The sequence below is a fragment of the Bradyrhizobium sp. SZCCHNR1098 genome (assembly GCF_032489375.1).
GTDB lineage: Bacteria > Pseudomonadota > Alphaproteobacteria > Rhizobiales > Xanthobacteraceae > Bradyrhizobium.
Map to the genome: position 1 here is coordinate 17,586 of NZ_JAUEXY010000009.1, position 14,014 is coordinate 31,599.

Below are 14,014 nucleotides of genomic sequence, written 5' to 3' on the forward strand. Positions count from 1 at the left end.
ATGCACAGCATGGCTCTGAGCCGCAACCCCCCGAGGATTTTGCTGACATATTGCTGACACAGCCATTTTCTGTGTCAGCAGGTTTTGAGCTAAGTGCTTGATTTTGTTGGTGAGCGCGCTGGGGCTCGAACCCAGGACCCCGTGATTAAAAGTCACGTGCTCTACCGGCTGAGCTACGCGCTCGCTTCCAGGGAAGCGGTGTGGCGGCTGGAGCCGTCACTGTCCGGATCGTCGGCAGGATACCATGATAACGCGCAAGGCGTCGCCGTGATTCACTGCGGCGCGGGAACGGGGCGGCAAAAACCCCGGCCATGGGCCGCATGCTGTCGCCCGCGCTGTGTAGGGGGTGGGTTTGTTTCGGTCAATAGGGGGGTGAAACCACAGAGGCGTGGTGGGGTGAATTGTGTGAGCGGGTGGAGAGGGTTGGGGGTGTGGTGGGCGGGAGTGTGCCGCGGCGGCGGGGGCCTCGTGGTTCGAGACGCGCCGCCAAGGGGCGGCGCTCCTCACCATGAGGGTTGAGAAGGGGGGCGTGAGGGCGGTCGCACCGCTGGATAGGGGCGCAGACCTCGCCGCAGATCGCTCGGGCCGCGCACGCCGTCCTCATCCTGAGGAGCCCGCCGGAGGCGGGCGTCTCGAAGGATGGCCGCGGGCGGGCTGTCCCATGCAATTGCCGGGGACCGGTGCCGAAGTCACCCGACGCCGGCCTCTCGGCTACACCTTCTCCGGCACCTTCGTCGCGGCCGGCACGGCCACCTTGGCCGCCGCGCTCACTGTCGCCGGTTGCATCCCGGGCCCCGCCAGCTCCGGCACCCAGACCGGGCGCAGGCCGATCAGCTCGGCGGTGCGGACGGTGGCGTGGCGCCAGAATTCGAAGGAGTTGATGCGGGACATCTCCAGCAGCGCGATGGCGACCGCTGAGAGGAACGGCAGGCTCTCCAGGATCAGGACGGCGGCGAAGATGTAGAGCTCGGTGATGGCAAGCGTGTTGGTCACGATCAGGATGGTGGCGCCGATCAGGAGCAGGGCGCCGATCACCGCCTCCCAGAACGCCTGGAACTCGATCGACATCCTGGAGAGACCGCCCTTGGACGTGCGGGCAAAGGCGAGGTGCTCGGTGATCAGGCCCTGCGCCACGGCGCGGCTGACGGTCCACTGCACGCTCATGGCCGCGACCATCGCGCCCAGCATCTGCCACGGCTTCACCGCCACCCGCAGCCGGTAGAGGATCAGGAAGTGGGCAAGCGAGACCACGAAGGCGGCGAGGATCGGGATGGTCAGGATCTTGTCGGGAATGGCGATGCCGGCGAAGGCAACGATCGGCGTCCAGATCAGGTTGAGGATCGCGACCACGACGCCGAGGCTCTCGGCACCGAGCCAGTTGAGCCAGCCGAGCGAGAACTCGCGCTTCTGGTCCGAGGTCAGCCGGCTGTGGCCGGGCAGGAAGCGGCGCCAGTGCTTCTTGACGATCTGGAAGCCGCCATAGGCCCAGCGATGGCGCTGCTTCTTGAACGCCTCGTAGGTGTCGGGCAGGAGGCCCTGGCCGTAGCGGGTGTTGGTGTAGTGGGTCTGCCAGCCCAGCTCCTGGATGGCGAGGCCGAGATCGGTGTCCTCGCAGATCGTGTCGCTCGACCAGCCGCCGGCCATGTCCATCGCCGCGCGCCGGATCAGGCACATCGTGCCGTGCACGATGATCGCGTTCTCCTCGTTGCGCTGGACCATGCCGATGTCGAAGAACCCGGCATATTCGCCATTCATGATGTAGTGCATCAGCGACAGATCCTCGTCGCGATGCTCCTGCGGCGCCTGGACCAGGCCGACGGCGGGGTCGGCGAAGGCCGGCACGAGGTCGGAGAGCCAGTCCGGCGTCACGACATAGTCGGCGTCGATGATGCCGATGATCTCGGCGTCGACGGCGGTGCGCTCCATCGCGATGCGCAAGGCGCCGGCCTTGAAGCCCTTGACCTTCTCGGCGTTGATGAACTTGAAGCGCTCGCCGAGCATGCGGCAGTGATCCTGGATCGGCTGCCAGAACGCCGGGTCGGGCGTGTTGTTGATGATGCAGACGACCTCGTAGTTCGGGTAGTCGAGCCGCGCCAGCGCATCCAGCGTCTGCTTCATCATGTCGACCGGCTCGAAATAGGCCGGCACGTGGATCGACACCTTCGGGCAATAGCCCTCCGGCATGGCGGCGCGGTCGCGCGCGGCCTTGTCGCGGGTCAGCAGACGGCGCGGCTCGCGGCCGAAGGCGATCGCGGCGATCTCCTCGATGCGGGCCATCGCAATGAGGATCAATGGAACCAAGAGGATCAGGCCGAGGGTCAGTGCGAAGGTCGAGCCCCAGACGAAATAGTGCACGTTCCAATAGGCGAAGACGTTGGAGACCCAGGCACCGACGCCATGTGCCGTGATGGCGAGCATCATGGCCTGCAGCACGGTCGGCTGGCGCAGCCGCACGATCGGCAGCGACAGCAGCACGCCGACCAGCAGCGCGATGGCCGCGAGCTGCCAATAGTCGGGATTCACGATCGGGCCGGTCCAGGCGAATTTCGCCTCGCGCGCGGCATTCAGGACGCCCCAATACGGGCCGACGCCGCCTTCGAAATATTTCCAGGGCTGATCGATGGCCTCGACGATGTTGTATTCCATGCCGATCGAGGCGGCCTGGGCGAGAAAATTGCGCAGCACCTTCGCCTGCCGGAGCGGGCCCGGCACGGCGGGGCCGCGGTTGTCGCCGCTGCGGCTGTAGCCCTGGCTCGGCCAGCCGAACTCGGCGATCATGATGCGCTTGCCGGGGAACTGCTTCTTCAGAAGCTGATAGCGATCCACCGCCTGATCGACCGCCTGGTCGTCGGTGAAGAATTCCCAATAGGGCAGCACGTGCGCGGCGATGAAGTCGACATTGGCCGCGAGCTCGGGGTTGTCGCGCCAACTGTTCCAGACGTCGCCGGTGGTGACGGGCACGTTGACCGACTTCTTCACGCGCTTGATCTTCTCGATCAGCTCATCGACCTTCTGGGTCGCCGTGAGGATGGTCTCGTTGCCGACCACGATGCCGATGACGTTGCTGTTGCGGCGGGCGAGGGTGATGGCCGACTGGATCTCGCGCTCGTTGCGGTCCGGATCCTTGTCGATCCAGGCGCCGAGCATCACCTTCAGTCCGGCCTCCGCGGCCAGCGGCGGCACGATCTCGAGGCCGCCGGTAGAAGAGTAAAGCCGGATGGCCCGCGTCATCGTGGCGAGCTTCTTCATGTCGGCGCGGATACGTTCCGGCGAGGCCACGGTGTTGGCGCCGGGGGCTCCGGTTCCTTCATGCGGATCGTAGGAAACGCTCTGCAGCAGGCCGGTGAAATTGGGGGCCTCCTGCTTGTCCTGCAGCAGTCCCCAGAGGGCGGCGTGCACAGCGGTGACGAGGAGCAGGACGGCGACGACGGCACGCATTGGAGGGGCAACCATTCCTAGGATCAAGTCAGCGGCGAAGCGGAGCGGTCGATCGCCGTTCCATCTCGGGTATGCGATGCTACCGGGAGCACGTTCACGCGTGACGTTCGACGACGAACGACGAAGGCGGTCATTCTCACGCCGTCACAGCCGAAGGCCGCGACATCATATGCCATCCCAACAGAGCCCAATGATGCTGAACGGTGCCTGAACCGGGGCGAGGCTCAAGCGCGCGTCGACGACCTCGATCGTATCTCGATCGTATCCTGCCACGTGATCGGAGCGCTGTCATGCGCACGCCACGCATGGGGGGCGGTCGCCGGGATCGTGCGTCCTGCCTGCCTCAGGCGCCGGTCACTTCGCCGGAGGCTGCGCGGGCGAGGGCGAAGCCTGGGGGGCGGGCTGCTGCGTCGGCGCTGGAGACGCCTGCGCGGCCGGCGTCGCTGCCGGGCTCGAGGCTGGGCCCGGCGCAGGCGCCGCAGCCACCTGCGGCTTCGCGTCCGGATTGATCCAGCAGGTATGGACGTGGTTGTTCAGCGAGTTCGGCACCTTCGGATCGATCTGCGGGATGAATCGCGTCAGGCAGCGGAAGGCGGCCTGAACGTGGCCACCGGGGCAGCCGAACCGGTCATAGAGATCGAGGTGGCGGAAGGCGGTATCGAGGTCGTCGTTGTACATCAGCTGGACGACGCGGCGGCCGAGCCAGACGCATTCGGGATTGCCGGCCGGGCCGCCACTGAGCGCCTGGGACGCTTCGGTGAATTCGTCGGCCTTGCGCTGGTTGTCCCTCGACACGTCGGCCGGATTGGCCGCCTGCGGCTTTTGGTCCTGGGGATGGTCGCTGCCGCTCTGGGCGAGGGCGCCGGGCGCGCCGATGAGGAGCACGAGGCCCAGAGCCGCGGACAGGCGCGAAACCGAAAACTTGGACTTGAGCACGCGTCGACCCATAAATTCCCCGATTGTTGCCTTCGTGCCGTCCCCTGACGGACGCAGTGGTGATGCCGATCAAATCGGCCCCGATTGCGGCGGGAGATTGATTCCGACTGTCGCGGAGCGTTCCTGACGGGCGCTTGCGCAGGGCCGAGAAACCTGGTTGCGACGGCCGGGGTCAACCGGGATTCCCAATGACCGGAATCTCGGAATTTGTCCAGCAACGTACCAACTTTCTCGCGTCATCGTAAAAGGGTGATTTGGAGCGGGTCCGCCAAGAGTGCCGGAGGGCTCGGCCGATCGCCTACTTGGCAGATCGCCGCCGACCGGGTAATCGACACCACCCTGCCTGGAGACACGGAACTGAAATCCCTTCCTACGCCGCTGGCGCTTCTGCTCATATCCTTGGGTGTCATCGCCGCCGCGTGGTGGTGGCTGGCCCAGCCGATCACGCTCGCGCGCGCGCCGATCGAGCTCGATTCGAAGCTGCAGTGCGTGTCCTATGCGCCGTTCCGCGGCCAGCAGAGCCCGCTGGATCCGACCACCCATATCGACGCCGAGCAGATCGAGCAGGACCTGGTGCAGCTCGCCAAGATCTCCGAATGCGTGCGCACCTATTCGATCGAGAACGGCCTCGACCAGGTGCCGGGAATCGCATCCCGGGTCGGCATCAAGGTGATCCAGGGCATCTGGCTCGGCTCCAACAAGCTGAAGAACGAGCAGCAGATCGCGATCGCGGTCGACCTGATCAAGCGCTATCCGAAGGTGATCACGGCGGTCGTGGTCGGCAACGAGGTGCTGCTGCGCGGTGAGATGACGACCGCCGATCTCGCTGCGACCATCCGCAGCGTCAAGGCCCAGGTCCAGGTCCCCGTGACCTATGCCGACGTCTGGGAGTTCTGGCTGCGCAATCGCGAGCTCTACGACATCGTCGACTTCGTCACGGTTCATATCCTTCCGTATTGGGAGGACATGCCGGTGCGCGCGAAATTCGCCGCCTCCCATGTCGACGCCATCCGCCAGCAGGTCGGCGTCGCCTTTCCGGGCAAGGAGATTCTGATCGGCGAGACCGGCTGGCCGAGCGAGGGGCGGATGCGCGAGGGTGCGCTGCCGTCGCGCGCCAACCAGGCGCGGGTGGTGTCGGAGATCCTCAGCCTCGCCAAGCGCGAGAACTTCCGCGTCAACCTGATCGAGGCCTATGATCAGCCGTGGAAGCGCAAGCTCGAGGGCACGGTCGGCGGCTATTGGGGCCTGATCAGCGACGACCAGCGCGCGCTGAAATATCCGCCGGGCGAGCCCGTCAGCAACTATCCGCTGTGGAAGCTGCAGATGGGCGGCGGCATGATCCTGTCGTTCGTGGTGTTCTTGGCCGGGTGGCTGACGGTGCGGCGCCGGCCCTGGCCGCCGCACGTCTCAGCCTGGATCGGGGTCGGGTTCTCCGCGACGACAGCGGGCGTGCTGTTCGGCATGGCCGCGGACAAAATGTTCTATGAGAGCCTCGGTGTCGGCGGCTGGCTGCATTGGGGGGCGCTGCTCGCTGCCGGCGTCCTGGCGCCCATCCTCAGCGCCAACGCGGCGATGGCCGGGCGGCCGTTGCCGACCTTTCTCGACCTGCTCGGACCGAATGACGGCCGCAAGCAGTTGAAGATCACCTACCTGCTGGGCCTGGTCCTCGTCGTGACGGTGCTGATTGCGGCCGAGACGGCGCTCGGCTTCGTGTTCGACCCGCGCTACCGCGATTTCCCGTTCGCGAGCCTGACCATGGCAGTGGTGCCGTTCGCGATGCTGCTCGGCAATCGTCCGGCGCAGGGCGCGCGCCCGATCGCCGAGGCCAGCTTCGCCGGCCTGCTCGCGATCTCCTCGGTCTACGTGATCTACAACGAGGGCCGCGACAACTGGCAGGCGATGTGGACCTGCGCGATGTATCTGCTGCTGGCGTTCACGCTGTGGCGGGCGCGGGCCGCGCAAAGCCGAGGATGAGCAGGCCGATCGCCAGCCCCGACAGCACGATGTTGTAGAGCACGATGCCGAGGCCGGCGGCGATCAGCCCGCCGGTCAACAGCACGATCGACGGCCGCATCACGTGCAGCACTGCAATCACCAGCGCGGTGGCGCCGAATACCGAATTCTTGAACAGCGTGGTCGCGACCGCCCGGCTCTTGCAGGCCAGCGTCTGCAGGCCCGCATCGCAGGCCAGCGCGACGCTCGACAGCTCGATCGCGAGATAGCGCAGATAGAGGGCATAGCCGACGGTGACGAAGCCTATGATCAGGAGCCATTGCACCTGATAGGGCGAGAGGCGGAACGGGGTCTTTTTCATGCGCGGGACTATGCTGCGGAAAGGATCGTCGGACAAGCCGCAAAGCCGGTTCGCGGACTGCTTTCACAATCCGTCCCAACCGGCTTTGGCTGCACGATGATTTGAGGCTCAGGAGCGGCGGAAGAACGACGACAGCGCCGACGGTTGCTCGGGCTTGGGCGCCTCTGCCGGCGGCGGCGCTGGTGCTGCTGCTGTGGGCGGCGGCTCCTCGCGCTTGCCGTGGCGCTGCTGCTGGGCCTGCGGCTGAAACGTGCGCCGACGCTGCACCGGCTTCAGGGCGGCAGCCGCCGGAGCGCCCGGCTTGGCCGCCTCGGCCCCCTCCGGCTCCTCACGGACTGCGAGGCGCTGGCCGTCATAGACGGTGGTCTCGCAAGCGCGCCGGCTCTCGGCGAGCACCGCGCAGATCTTCGCCGCCGTGGCCGCGTCGCCCAATGGGCCGGCGCCGAGTCGCAGCTGCATGCCCGGACCGCTCCGGCCTTCCTTCAGGATGATGATCGGCCTGAGCGAGGCGAGGTCGGCATGGGTCTTCACGAGATCCCGCCACAGCGCCCGCAATCCTCCGAGCGAGCTGGCCGCGCCGAGATCGACTGCGAATTCGGTCTTCTGGACCGCCGTGACCGTGACGTCCGTGCTGTCATTGCCCTTGGCGGCGGCCTCTGCGGGCTCAGCCTTTGCGAGCTTGTCGGTCTCGGCCGGCTTGCCGGCCGGGTCCGGTGCGCCACCAGGCGACTGGGAACCGGTCGCCGCGACGGCGGGTGCAGGTGGGGGCGGCGACAGAGCGGCGGAGACGGACGATGACGAAGCACCCGACAGCCCGGCCGACATCGGCCTGGACTGCTCCTGTTTCGTCTTGTCGGCGCTCGCGGCAGCCGCCGGGGAACCGGGCTGAGCCGGATTGATTCCGGCGGCCCCGTTGGGAATCGGCATGAACGGCGACGCGTTCGCGTAGGCCGGCAAGGGGCTGGACGCCGCGGAACTCGATGGGGCCGCCACCGTGGCCTGGGACTCCACGGCCGCGATCTGCGGCGCGGGTGCGACTTTGCCGCCGGGGGCGGGATTGGCGGTTGCCTGGGCGCTCTGCTTGGCCAGCGCGCCGGTCACCGAGTCCAATCCCTGCTCGAGCACGGTCACGCGCGCGTACAGCCGGTCGCGATCGGTGTTGAGCGTCTCGATGGCCGCGCCGAGCTGGCGCGCCTCGCCTTGCGTCTCGCGGGCCAGCGACTGCAGCAATTGTGCCTGGCGCGACAGATCGGCCGCGGAAACACGGTCCTGCCGCCATCCCTGTGCGGCCTGATTGGTGAAAACGGCCAGGCCGACGGCGCCGACGGCGCCAGCCCCCCACCAGCCGAGCCGCCACAGCGCGCGGCGATCGAGCTCGTTCTCGTCGGCAAACAGTCCGGACAGAGTCGCCCCCGTCTTCTCAGCTCCGTTCGTGCCGGCGGATTTGCGGGAGTCCTTAGCCATGAACCTGCCTTAATCGAATCACGAAGCGAACATTAACAGGAAAACCACCAGGGGCTTCAGCGGGTGCGGTTTGCCCCGCGCAGAAAACGCATTATGACAGCGCGACCTATGCGCTCCCTTCATCCCAGGTGTTTCATGACCGCTCGATCCAGTCTGACCATCGTGCTTGCGGCAGGCGAGGGCACGCGGATGCGCACGAGCGTCCCCAAGGTGCTGCATCCCATCGCCGGCGAATCATTGCTCGCGCACGTCCTGGCGGCGGCGCCGCAAGGCGATGGCGCCAGCATCGCCGTGGTGGTGGGGCCAGGGCACGAAGCGGTCGAGAAGGAAGCCAAGCGCCTGCGGCCCGACGCGGATATCTTCGTTCAGCGCGAGCGGCTGGGGACGGCGCATGCGGTGCTGGCGGCGCGGCAGGCGATCGCGCGCGGCGCAGACGATCTGCTGGTCGCATTCGGCGACACGCCGCTGATCACGGCCGAGACGTTCGCGCGCCTGCGGTCAGCGCTCGCGGAAGGCGCAGCGCTCGCCGTGCTCGGCTTCCGCGCCGCCGATCCGACCGGCTATGGACGCCTTCTGCTCGACGGATCGAAGCTGGTCGCGATCCGCGAGCAGGCCGATGCAAGCGAAGCGGAGCGGGCGATCACGCTGTGCAATGCCGGGGTGATGGCGATGGACGGCCGTCGCGCGCTCGCGATCCTCGACAGGATCGGCAATGCCAACAGCAAGGGCGAGTACTATCTGGTCGATGCGGTGGCGATCGCGCGCGAGCAGCGGCTCGAGGCGGTCGTGATCGAGACCTCCGAGGACGAGGTGCGCGGCGTCAATACCAAGGCGCAGCTCGCCGAAGCCGAGGCGGTGATGCAGAACCGGCTGCGCCGCGCGGCGATGGATGCAGGCGTGACGCTGGTCGCGCCGGAGACCGTCTACCTCGCTGCGGATACCACGTTCGGCAAGGACGTGACCATCGAGCCGTTCGTCGTGATCGGCCCCGGCGTGTCGATCGGCGACGGCGCGGTGGTGCATTCGTTTTCGCACATCGTGCAGTCCAAGCTCGGCCGGAACAGCCTGCTCGGGCCGTTCGCGCGGCTGCGGCCCGGTACGACACTCGGAGACGGCGCCAAGATCGGCAATTTCGTCGAGGCCAAGGCCGCGGTGCTGGAGGCGGGCGTGAAGGTCAATCACCTGTCCTATATCGGCGACGCCCATGTTGGGGCCAATGCCAATATCGGTGCCGGCACCATCACCTGCAACTATGACGGCTTCAACAAGCACAAGACCAATATCGGCGAGGGCGCTTTCATCGGCACCAACACCTCGCTGGTGGCGCCGATCACCATCGGCGCCCGCGCCTATATCGGCTCTGGCTCGGTGATCACGCGCGACGTTCCCGATGATGCGCTGGCGCTCGAGCGGAGCCCGCAGACGACGCGTGAGGGCGCCGCGGCGCGCTTCCGGAATGCCAAGCAACGCCACAAGAAGTGAGCTGAGAAATCAGCTTTCGTCGTCCTGGAACTCAGCGAACATCGCACGTGTCAAACGCCACCCGCGGCGGGTGGCGTGCTTGACGGGCTCGTTGGCGCGATGTTTGATCGGCATCGGCTTGAGCTCGTTGCTCAAGGCCGGCGGCGGCCAGTGCGCCAGATGGCTTCCGGAGGTCGGATGCGACAGGCTCAGCGGGCTGGTGCCTTTGGGATCAGTTGGGCGGCGGCTATAGGTCATGGCGTCCTCTCCGACGCGACAGTCTCTGCGCGAAAGCGTTGACCGGGCGTTAAGTGCGCTCCGAACCGGACCTCCGCATCAAACCGGAGTTGCATGCAGGCCCTCGGTTAGGGCTCCCACTTAAACCCTGTCGCAATCCGCAATAATTATTGAATCCTGAAAGCGCGCGGTTTTCGTTAAGACAATGCCACGCTTTTGAATCTTTCTCGACGATTTGGGGACTAGCGCTGATGTGCGGAATCATCGGGATCCTGGGACGCGGGCCGGTTGCCGAGCATCTCGTCGATTCCTTGAAACGTCTCGAATATCGCGGCTACGATTCCGCGGGCGTTGCCACGCTCGAGGGCGATCATTTGGACCGGCGGCGCGCCGAGGGCAAGCTCAAGAACCTGCAGAAGCGGCTCGAGCAGCATCCGCTGAAGGGGCACGCCGGCATCGGTCACACGCGCTGGGCGACCCACGGCAAGCCGACCGAGAGCAACGCGCATCCGCATGCGACTGACAACGTTGCCGTGGTACATAACGGCATCATCGAGAATTTTCGCGAACTACGGGCCGAGCTCGAAAAGCAGGGCGCCAGGTTCGCGTCGGAAACGGACACCGAGACCGTCGTCCATCTGGTCAACTCCTATTTGCTGAAAGGCCATTCGCCGCAGCAGGCCGTGGCTGCGTCGCTGCCGCAATTGAAGGGCGCGTTCGCGCTGGCCTTCCTGTTCAAGGGTCATGGCAACCTCCTGATCGGTGCGCGCAAGGGCTCGCCGCTCGCGATGGGCTACGGCGACGGTGAAATGTTCCTCGGCTCGGATGCGATCGCGCTGGCGCCGTTCACCGACACGATCAGCTATCTCGATGACGGCGACTGGGTCGAGATCACTCGCGACTCCGGCATCATCCACGACGCCTCGGGCGCGGTGGTGAAGCGCGACGTGTTGAAATCCGGCGCGTCGTCGTTCCTGGTCGACAAGGCCAACTATCGCCACTTCATGGCCAAGGAGATCCACGAGCAGCCGGAGGTCGTCGGCCATACGCTGGCGCGCTATGTCGACATGGGCACCGAGCGCGTAGTGCTGCCGGCGCGGCTGCCGTTCGACTTCAAGGACATTCAGCGCATCTCGATCACCGCCTGCGGCACCGCGAGCTACGCCGGCTTCGTCGCCAAGTACTGGTTCGAGCGCTTCGCGCGCGTGCCGGTCGAACTCGACGTCGCCTCGGAGTTCCGCTATCGCGAGGCGCCGCTGCGCCAGGGCGATCTCGCCATCTTCATCTCGCAATCCGGCGAGACTGCCGACACCCTGGCGGCGCTGCGCTATGCGAAGTCGCAAGGCGTGCACACGCTCTCCGTCGTCAACGTGCCGACCTCGACGATTGCGCGCGAGAGCGAGATCGTGATGCCGACGCTCGCCGGCCCGGAGATCGGCGTTGCCTCGACCAAGGCCTTCACCTGCCAGTTGATGGTGCTCGCGGCGCTCGCGATCGCGGCAGGTCGCGGCCGCGGCGAGCTCTCCGAAGCCGACGAGACCAAGCTGGTGCATGGCCTGGTCGAGGTGCCTCGCCTGATCGCGGCGGCGTTGACGACCGAGCCGCAGATCGAGAAGCTCGCCCGCGAGATCGCGAAGTCGAAGGACGTGCTCTATCTCGGCCGCGGCACCTCCTATCCGCTGGCGCTGGAAGGCGCGCTGAAGCTGAAGGAGATCTCCTACATCCACGCCGAGGGGTACGCCGCCGGCGAGCTCAAGCATGGGCCGATCGCGCTGATCGACGAGACCATGCCGGTCGTCGTCATCGCGCCCTATGATCGCGTGTTCGAGAAGACGGTGTCGAACATGCAGGAGGTCGCCGCGCGCGGCGGCAAGATCATCCTGATGACCGACGCCAAGGGAGCCGAGGAGGCGACCGTGGACTCGCTGGTGACGATCACCATGCCGGATATGGCCGCGACGTTCACGCCGATCGTCTACGCCATCCCGGTGCAGCTGTTGGCCTACCACACCGCCGTGGTGATGGGGACCGACGTCGACCAGCCGCGCAACCTCGCCAAGTCGGTCACGGTGGAATAGGCAAACGTCCGGCCCGGCGGATCGGTCGGTTCGCTTGATCACGGGGATCGGGATGACCCTCAACACCTGGCTGCTGTTCTTCGTCACGTCCGTGGGGATCTCCCTGACGCCAGGCCCGAACGGCCTGCTCGCCTTGACGCACGGGGCGCTGCACGGCGGACGCAGGACGCTGTTCACGATCGCGGGCGGCCTGATCGGCTTCATCCTCGTCATCGCGCTGTGCATGTTCGGCATCGGTGCGCTGGTGCAGTCGTCGATCACCTGGCTCGTGGTCCTAAAATGGGTGGGCGGGCTCTATCTCGCATGGCTCGGGGTCAAGTTGTGGCTCGCGCCGCCGGTGGGCGTCGATCTGGCCGACCAAGCCGTGACGGCCAGAGGACACGCGCTGTTCCGCCAGGGTTTCCTGACCGCGGCGACCAACCCGAAATGCCTGCTGTTCTTCAGCGCGCTGCTGCCGCAGTTCATCGATCCCGATCGCAGCCTGGCGGTGCAGTTCGCCGTCGTGGCCGTCACCTATACGGTGACCGAGTTCGTCACCGAATACGCCATCGCCAGCGCGGCGGCCCAGGTTCGCCCCTGGCTCGCGCGGGTTGGGCGGCGCTTCAACCAGGTCTGCGGCGGCATCTTCGTGGCGGTCGGGCTGGCCTTGCCGCTGCGCAGCGCCTAGGGCGCCGCGTTCGGCCGTCCGCGTCGCAATTCGCCGCCACGGACCTGAAGCACCTTCCGCCTGAAATGGGTGTCCGGCTGCCGGGCCACAGGTCAGCGGCAAAGCGCGCATGTGTCGGAAAGAGGGCCTTTGCCCTTCAAAAATCTGCTAAGACCCTTAGCTGAGATTTGATCCGACCCGGAAGTTCGCATGAGTTCCCGCGACGACCTGCCGCCAGAGACCGATCCCTTGGCCGATGCTCCGGCCGAGACGCCCCACCATGGGCTGATGTTCCGGTTTCGCAACTATTTCCTGACCGGCCTCGTCGTAGCCGGACCCGTCGCCATCACGCTCTACATCACGTGGTGGTTCGTGACCTGGGTGGACGGGCTGGTCCGGCCGTTCGTGCCTCTGGTCTATCGTCCGGAAACCTATCTGCCGTTCGGCGTGCCCGGCTCCGGCCTGATCGTGGCCGTGATCGGACTGACGCTGCTCGGCTTCCTGACGGCCAACCTGATCGGCCGCACCCTGGTCGACCTCGGCGAGCGGCTGCTCGGCCGCATCCCGGCGGTGCGGGCGATCTATCGCGGCCTCAAGCAGGTGTTCGAGACGCTGTTCTCGGGCAAGGGCTCGAGCCTGCGCCGAGTCGGCCTGGTCGAGTTTCCGTCGCCGGGCATGTGGTCGATCGTCCTGATCTCGCAGCCGCCGAGCACGGAGATTGCGAGCCGCCTGCCCGGTGACGACGAGCAGATCTCGGTGTTCTTGCCGTGCGCGCCGAACCCCACCACGGGCTTCTTCTTCTATCTGCCGCGGAGCAAGATCATCGAGGTCGACATGAGCGCCGAGGACGCGGCGACGTTGATCATGTCATGCGGCGTGGTGCAGCCGGGATCCGACCAGCAGAAAAAGGTCGCGGCGCTGGCCAACATGGCCAACACCGCGCGCCTCGCCAACGCACCCGCGCAGCCATCGCCGCATCGCGAGCCGGAGCCGGCCAAGGCGGACTAGGCTGAAAGGCCGATTGATGCGCATGGCCGGCCACCCGCGGAGGGGCTAGGCCGCATCCTGCGGAACGAACACGCGCAGGCGATGCCCGTCCGGATCGAGCGCGACGAACGTCGTTCCGAAATCCATCCGCGTCGGCGCTTGCGCGATCGAGAGTCCGCGCGCCTTCCAGTCGTCGTGCAGCCTCTGGACCTCGCCGGCATCGCCGACCGCGAACGCGACCTCGGCGAAGCCTGCGGCGCCTGTCGCTGTCGGCTCGACCGTGTGCCGCGACCACAAGCCCAGCATGACCCCCTCGCGCAGCGGCAGCATGGCGAACGTCGGCGATTGTTCGATCACGGGCCGGCCGAGCAGATCCGCATAGAAGGCGGCGCTCCTCGGCGGGTTGTCGACGTAGAGGATCAGGAAATTGAAGTCGGGCATCGTCGTTTCTCC

General features: G+C 66.5%; 11 protein-coding genes and 1 tRNA gene. 5 read left to right on the forward strand and 7 right to left on the reverse strand.

Annotated elements, in window-relative coordinates; all coding sequences use genetic code 11:
* Nucleotides 1-107 precede the first annotated feature (107 nt).
* The 3 genes from QX135_RS19470 to QX135_RS19480 form a co-directional block, all read right to left on the reverse strand.
* A tRNA-Lys gene (locus QX135_RS19470) sits at nt 108-183 on the reverse strand.
* A 528-nt stretch (nt 184-711) separates the two neighbouring features.
* On the reverse strand, nt 712-3,438 hold the full coding sequence (locus tag QX135_RS19475) for a glycosyltransferase (protein WP_316178336.1): 2,727 nt from the start codon (nt 3,436-3,438) through the stop codon (nt 712-714).
* 354 nt (nt 3,439-3,792) lie between these two features.
* A complete protein-coding gene (locus QX135_RS19480; RefSeq protein ID WP_315774716.1) occupies nt 3,793-4,386 on the reverse strand; it encodes a beta-1-3, beta-1-6-glucan biosynthesis protein in 594 nt (197 codons plus the stop codon).
* A gap of 381 nt (nt 4,387-4,767) precedes the next feature.
* Here QX135_RS19480 and QX135_RS19485 point away from each other — a divergent pair, with 381 nt between their 5' ends.
* Entirely contained in the window at nt 4,768-6,348 is a 1,581-nt protein-coding gene (locus QX135_RS19485) for a beta-(1-6) glucans synthase (RefSeq protein WP_316178394.1), read from the forward strand.
* On the opposite strand, the gene QX135_RS19490 is transcribed toward QX135_RS19485, so the two are convergent.
* Together QX135_RS19490 and QX135_RS19495 are read right to left on the reverse strand one after the other, a co-directional pair.
* Entirely contained in the window at nt 6,308-6,688 is a 381-nt protein-coding gene (locus tag QX135_RS19490; protein WP_284416120.1) for a hypothetical protein, read from the reverse strand. The two genes, QX135_RS19485 and QX135_RS19490, sit on opposite strands and share 41 nt — an antisense overlap.
* Before the next feature lie 108 nt (nt 6,689-6,796).
* Nucleotides 6,797-8,152, reverse strand: coding sequence for a hypothetical protein (locus QX135_RS19495; protein ID WP_316178333.1), 1,356 nt, complete (start codon nt 8,150-8,152; stop codon nt 6,797-6,799).
* Nucleotides 8,153-8,287: 135 nt separating this feature from the next.
* On the opposite strand from QX135_RS19495, the gene glmU reads away from it, so the two are divergent.
* Nucleotides 8,288-9,634: a bifunctional UDP-N-acetylglucosamine diphosphorylase/glucosamine-1-phosphate N-acetyltransferase GlmU gene (gene glmU / locus QX135_RS19500; protein WP_316178331.1), complete on the forward strand. Its 1,347-nt coding sequence runs from the start codon at nt 8,288-8,290 to the stop codon at nt 9,632-9,634.
* Nucleotides 9,635-9,643: 9 nt separating this feature from the next.
* Here the strand turns inward: glmU and QX135_RS19505 are convergent, their stop codons facing one another.
* Nucleotides 9,644-9,871: a hypothetical protein gene (locus QX135_RS19505; RefSeq protein WP_315772131.1), complete on the reverse strand. Its 228-nt coding sequence runs from the start codon at nt 9,869-9,871 to the stop codon at nt 9,644-9,646.
* A gap of 230 nt (nt 9,872-10,101) precedes the next feature.
* Between QX135_RS19505 and glmS the strand changes: the two genes are divergently transcribed.
* The 3 genes from glmS to QX135_RS19520 all read left to right on the forward strand — a co-directional run bounded on the left by glmS (nt 10,102) and on the right by QX135_RS19520 (nt 13,582).
* Nucleotides 10,102-11,928, forward strand: coding sequence for a glutamine--fructose-6-phosphate transaminase (isomerizing) (gene glmS / locus QX135_RS19510; RefSeq protein ID WP_315797383.1), 1,827 nt, complete (start codon nt 10,102-10,104; stop codon nt 11,926-11,928).
* A 52-nt stretch (nt 11,929-11,980) separates the two neighbouring features.
* Complete coding sequence (locus tag QX135_RS19515; RefSeq protein ID WP_315785352.1) at nt 11,981-12,595, forward strand: LysE family translocator; 615 nt, start codon at nt 11,981-11,983, stop codon at nt 12,593-12,595.
* A 189-nt stretch (nt 12,596-12,784) separates the two neighbouring features.
* Nucleotides 12,785-13,582 (forward strand): DUF502 domain-containing protein, encoded by a 798-nt coding sequence (locus QX135_RS19520; RefSeq protein WP_315737899.1) that lies wholly within the window; start codon nt 12,785-12,787, stop codon nt 13,580-13,582.
* Between the two features lie 45 nt (nt 13,583-13,627).
* On the opposite strand, the gene QX135_RS19525 is transcribed toward QX135_RS19520, so the two are convergent.
* Entirely contained in the window at nt 13,628-14,002 is a 375-nt protein-coding gene (locus QX135_RS19525) for a VOC family protein (RefSeq protein ID WP_315757431.1), read from the reverse strand.
* Nucleotides 14,003-14,014 lie beyond the last annotated feature (12 nt).

Bases quoted from the DNA above. Each gene is read 5' to 3' on its own strand.
- glmU (WP_316178331.1), top strand. From the start codon at position 8,288: ATGACCGCTCGATCCAGTCTGACCATCGTGCTTGCGGCAGGCGAGGGC.
- QX135_RS19525 (WP_315757431.1), bottom strand. From the start codon at position 14,002: ATGCCCGACTTCAATTTCCTGATCCTCTACGTCGACAACCCGCCGAGG.
- QX135_RS19480 (WP_315774716.1), bottom strand. From the start codon at position 4,386: ATGGGTCGACGCGTGCTCAAGTCCAAGTTTTCGGTTTCGCGCCTGTCC.
- QX135_RS19520 (WP_315737899.1), top strand. From the start codon at position 12,785: ATGAGTTCCCGCGACGACCTGCCGCCAGAGACCGATCCCTTGGCCGAT.
- QX135_RS19495 (WP_316178333.1), bottom strand. From the start codon at position 8,152: ATGGCTAAGGACTCCCGCAAATCCGCCGGCACGAACGGAGCTGAGAAG.
- QX135_RS19515 (WP_315785352.1), top strand. From the start codon at position 11,981: ATGACCCTCAACACCTGGCTGCTGTTCTTCGTCACGTCCGTGGGGATC.
- glmS (WP_315797383.1), top strand. From the start codon at position 10,102: ATGTGCGGAATCATCGGGATCCTGGGACGCGGGCCGGTTGCCGAGCAT.
- QX135_RS19475 (WP_316178336.1), bottom strand. From the start codon at position 3,438: ATGCGTGCCGTCGTCGCCGTCCTGCTCCTCGTCACCGCTGTGCACGCC.
- QX135_RS19490 (WP_284416120.1), bottom strand. From the start codon at position 6,688: ATGAAAAAGACCCCGTTCCGCCTCTCGCCCTATCAGGTGCAATGGCTC.
- QX135_RS19505 (WP_315772131.1), bottom strand. From the start codon at position 9,871: ATGACCTATAGCCGCCGCCCAACTGATCCCAAAGGCACCAGCCCGCTG.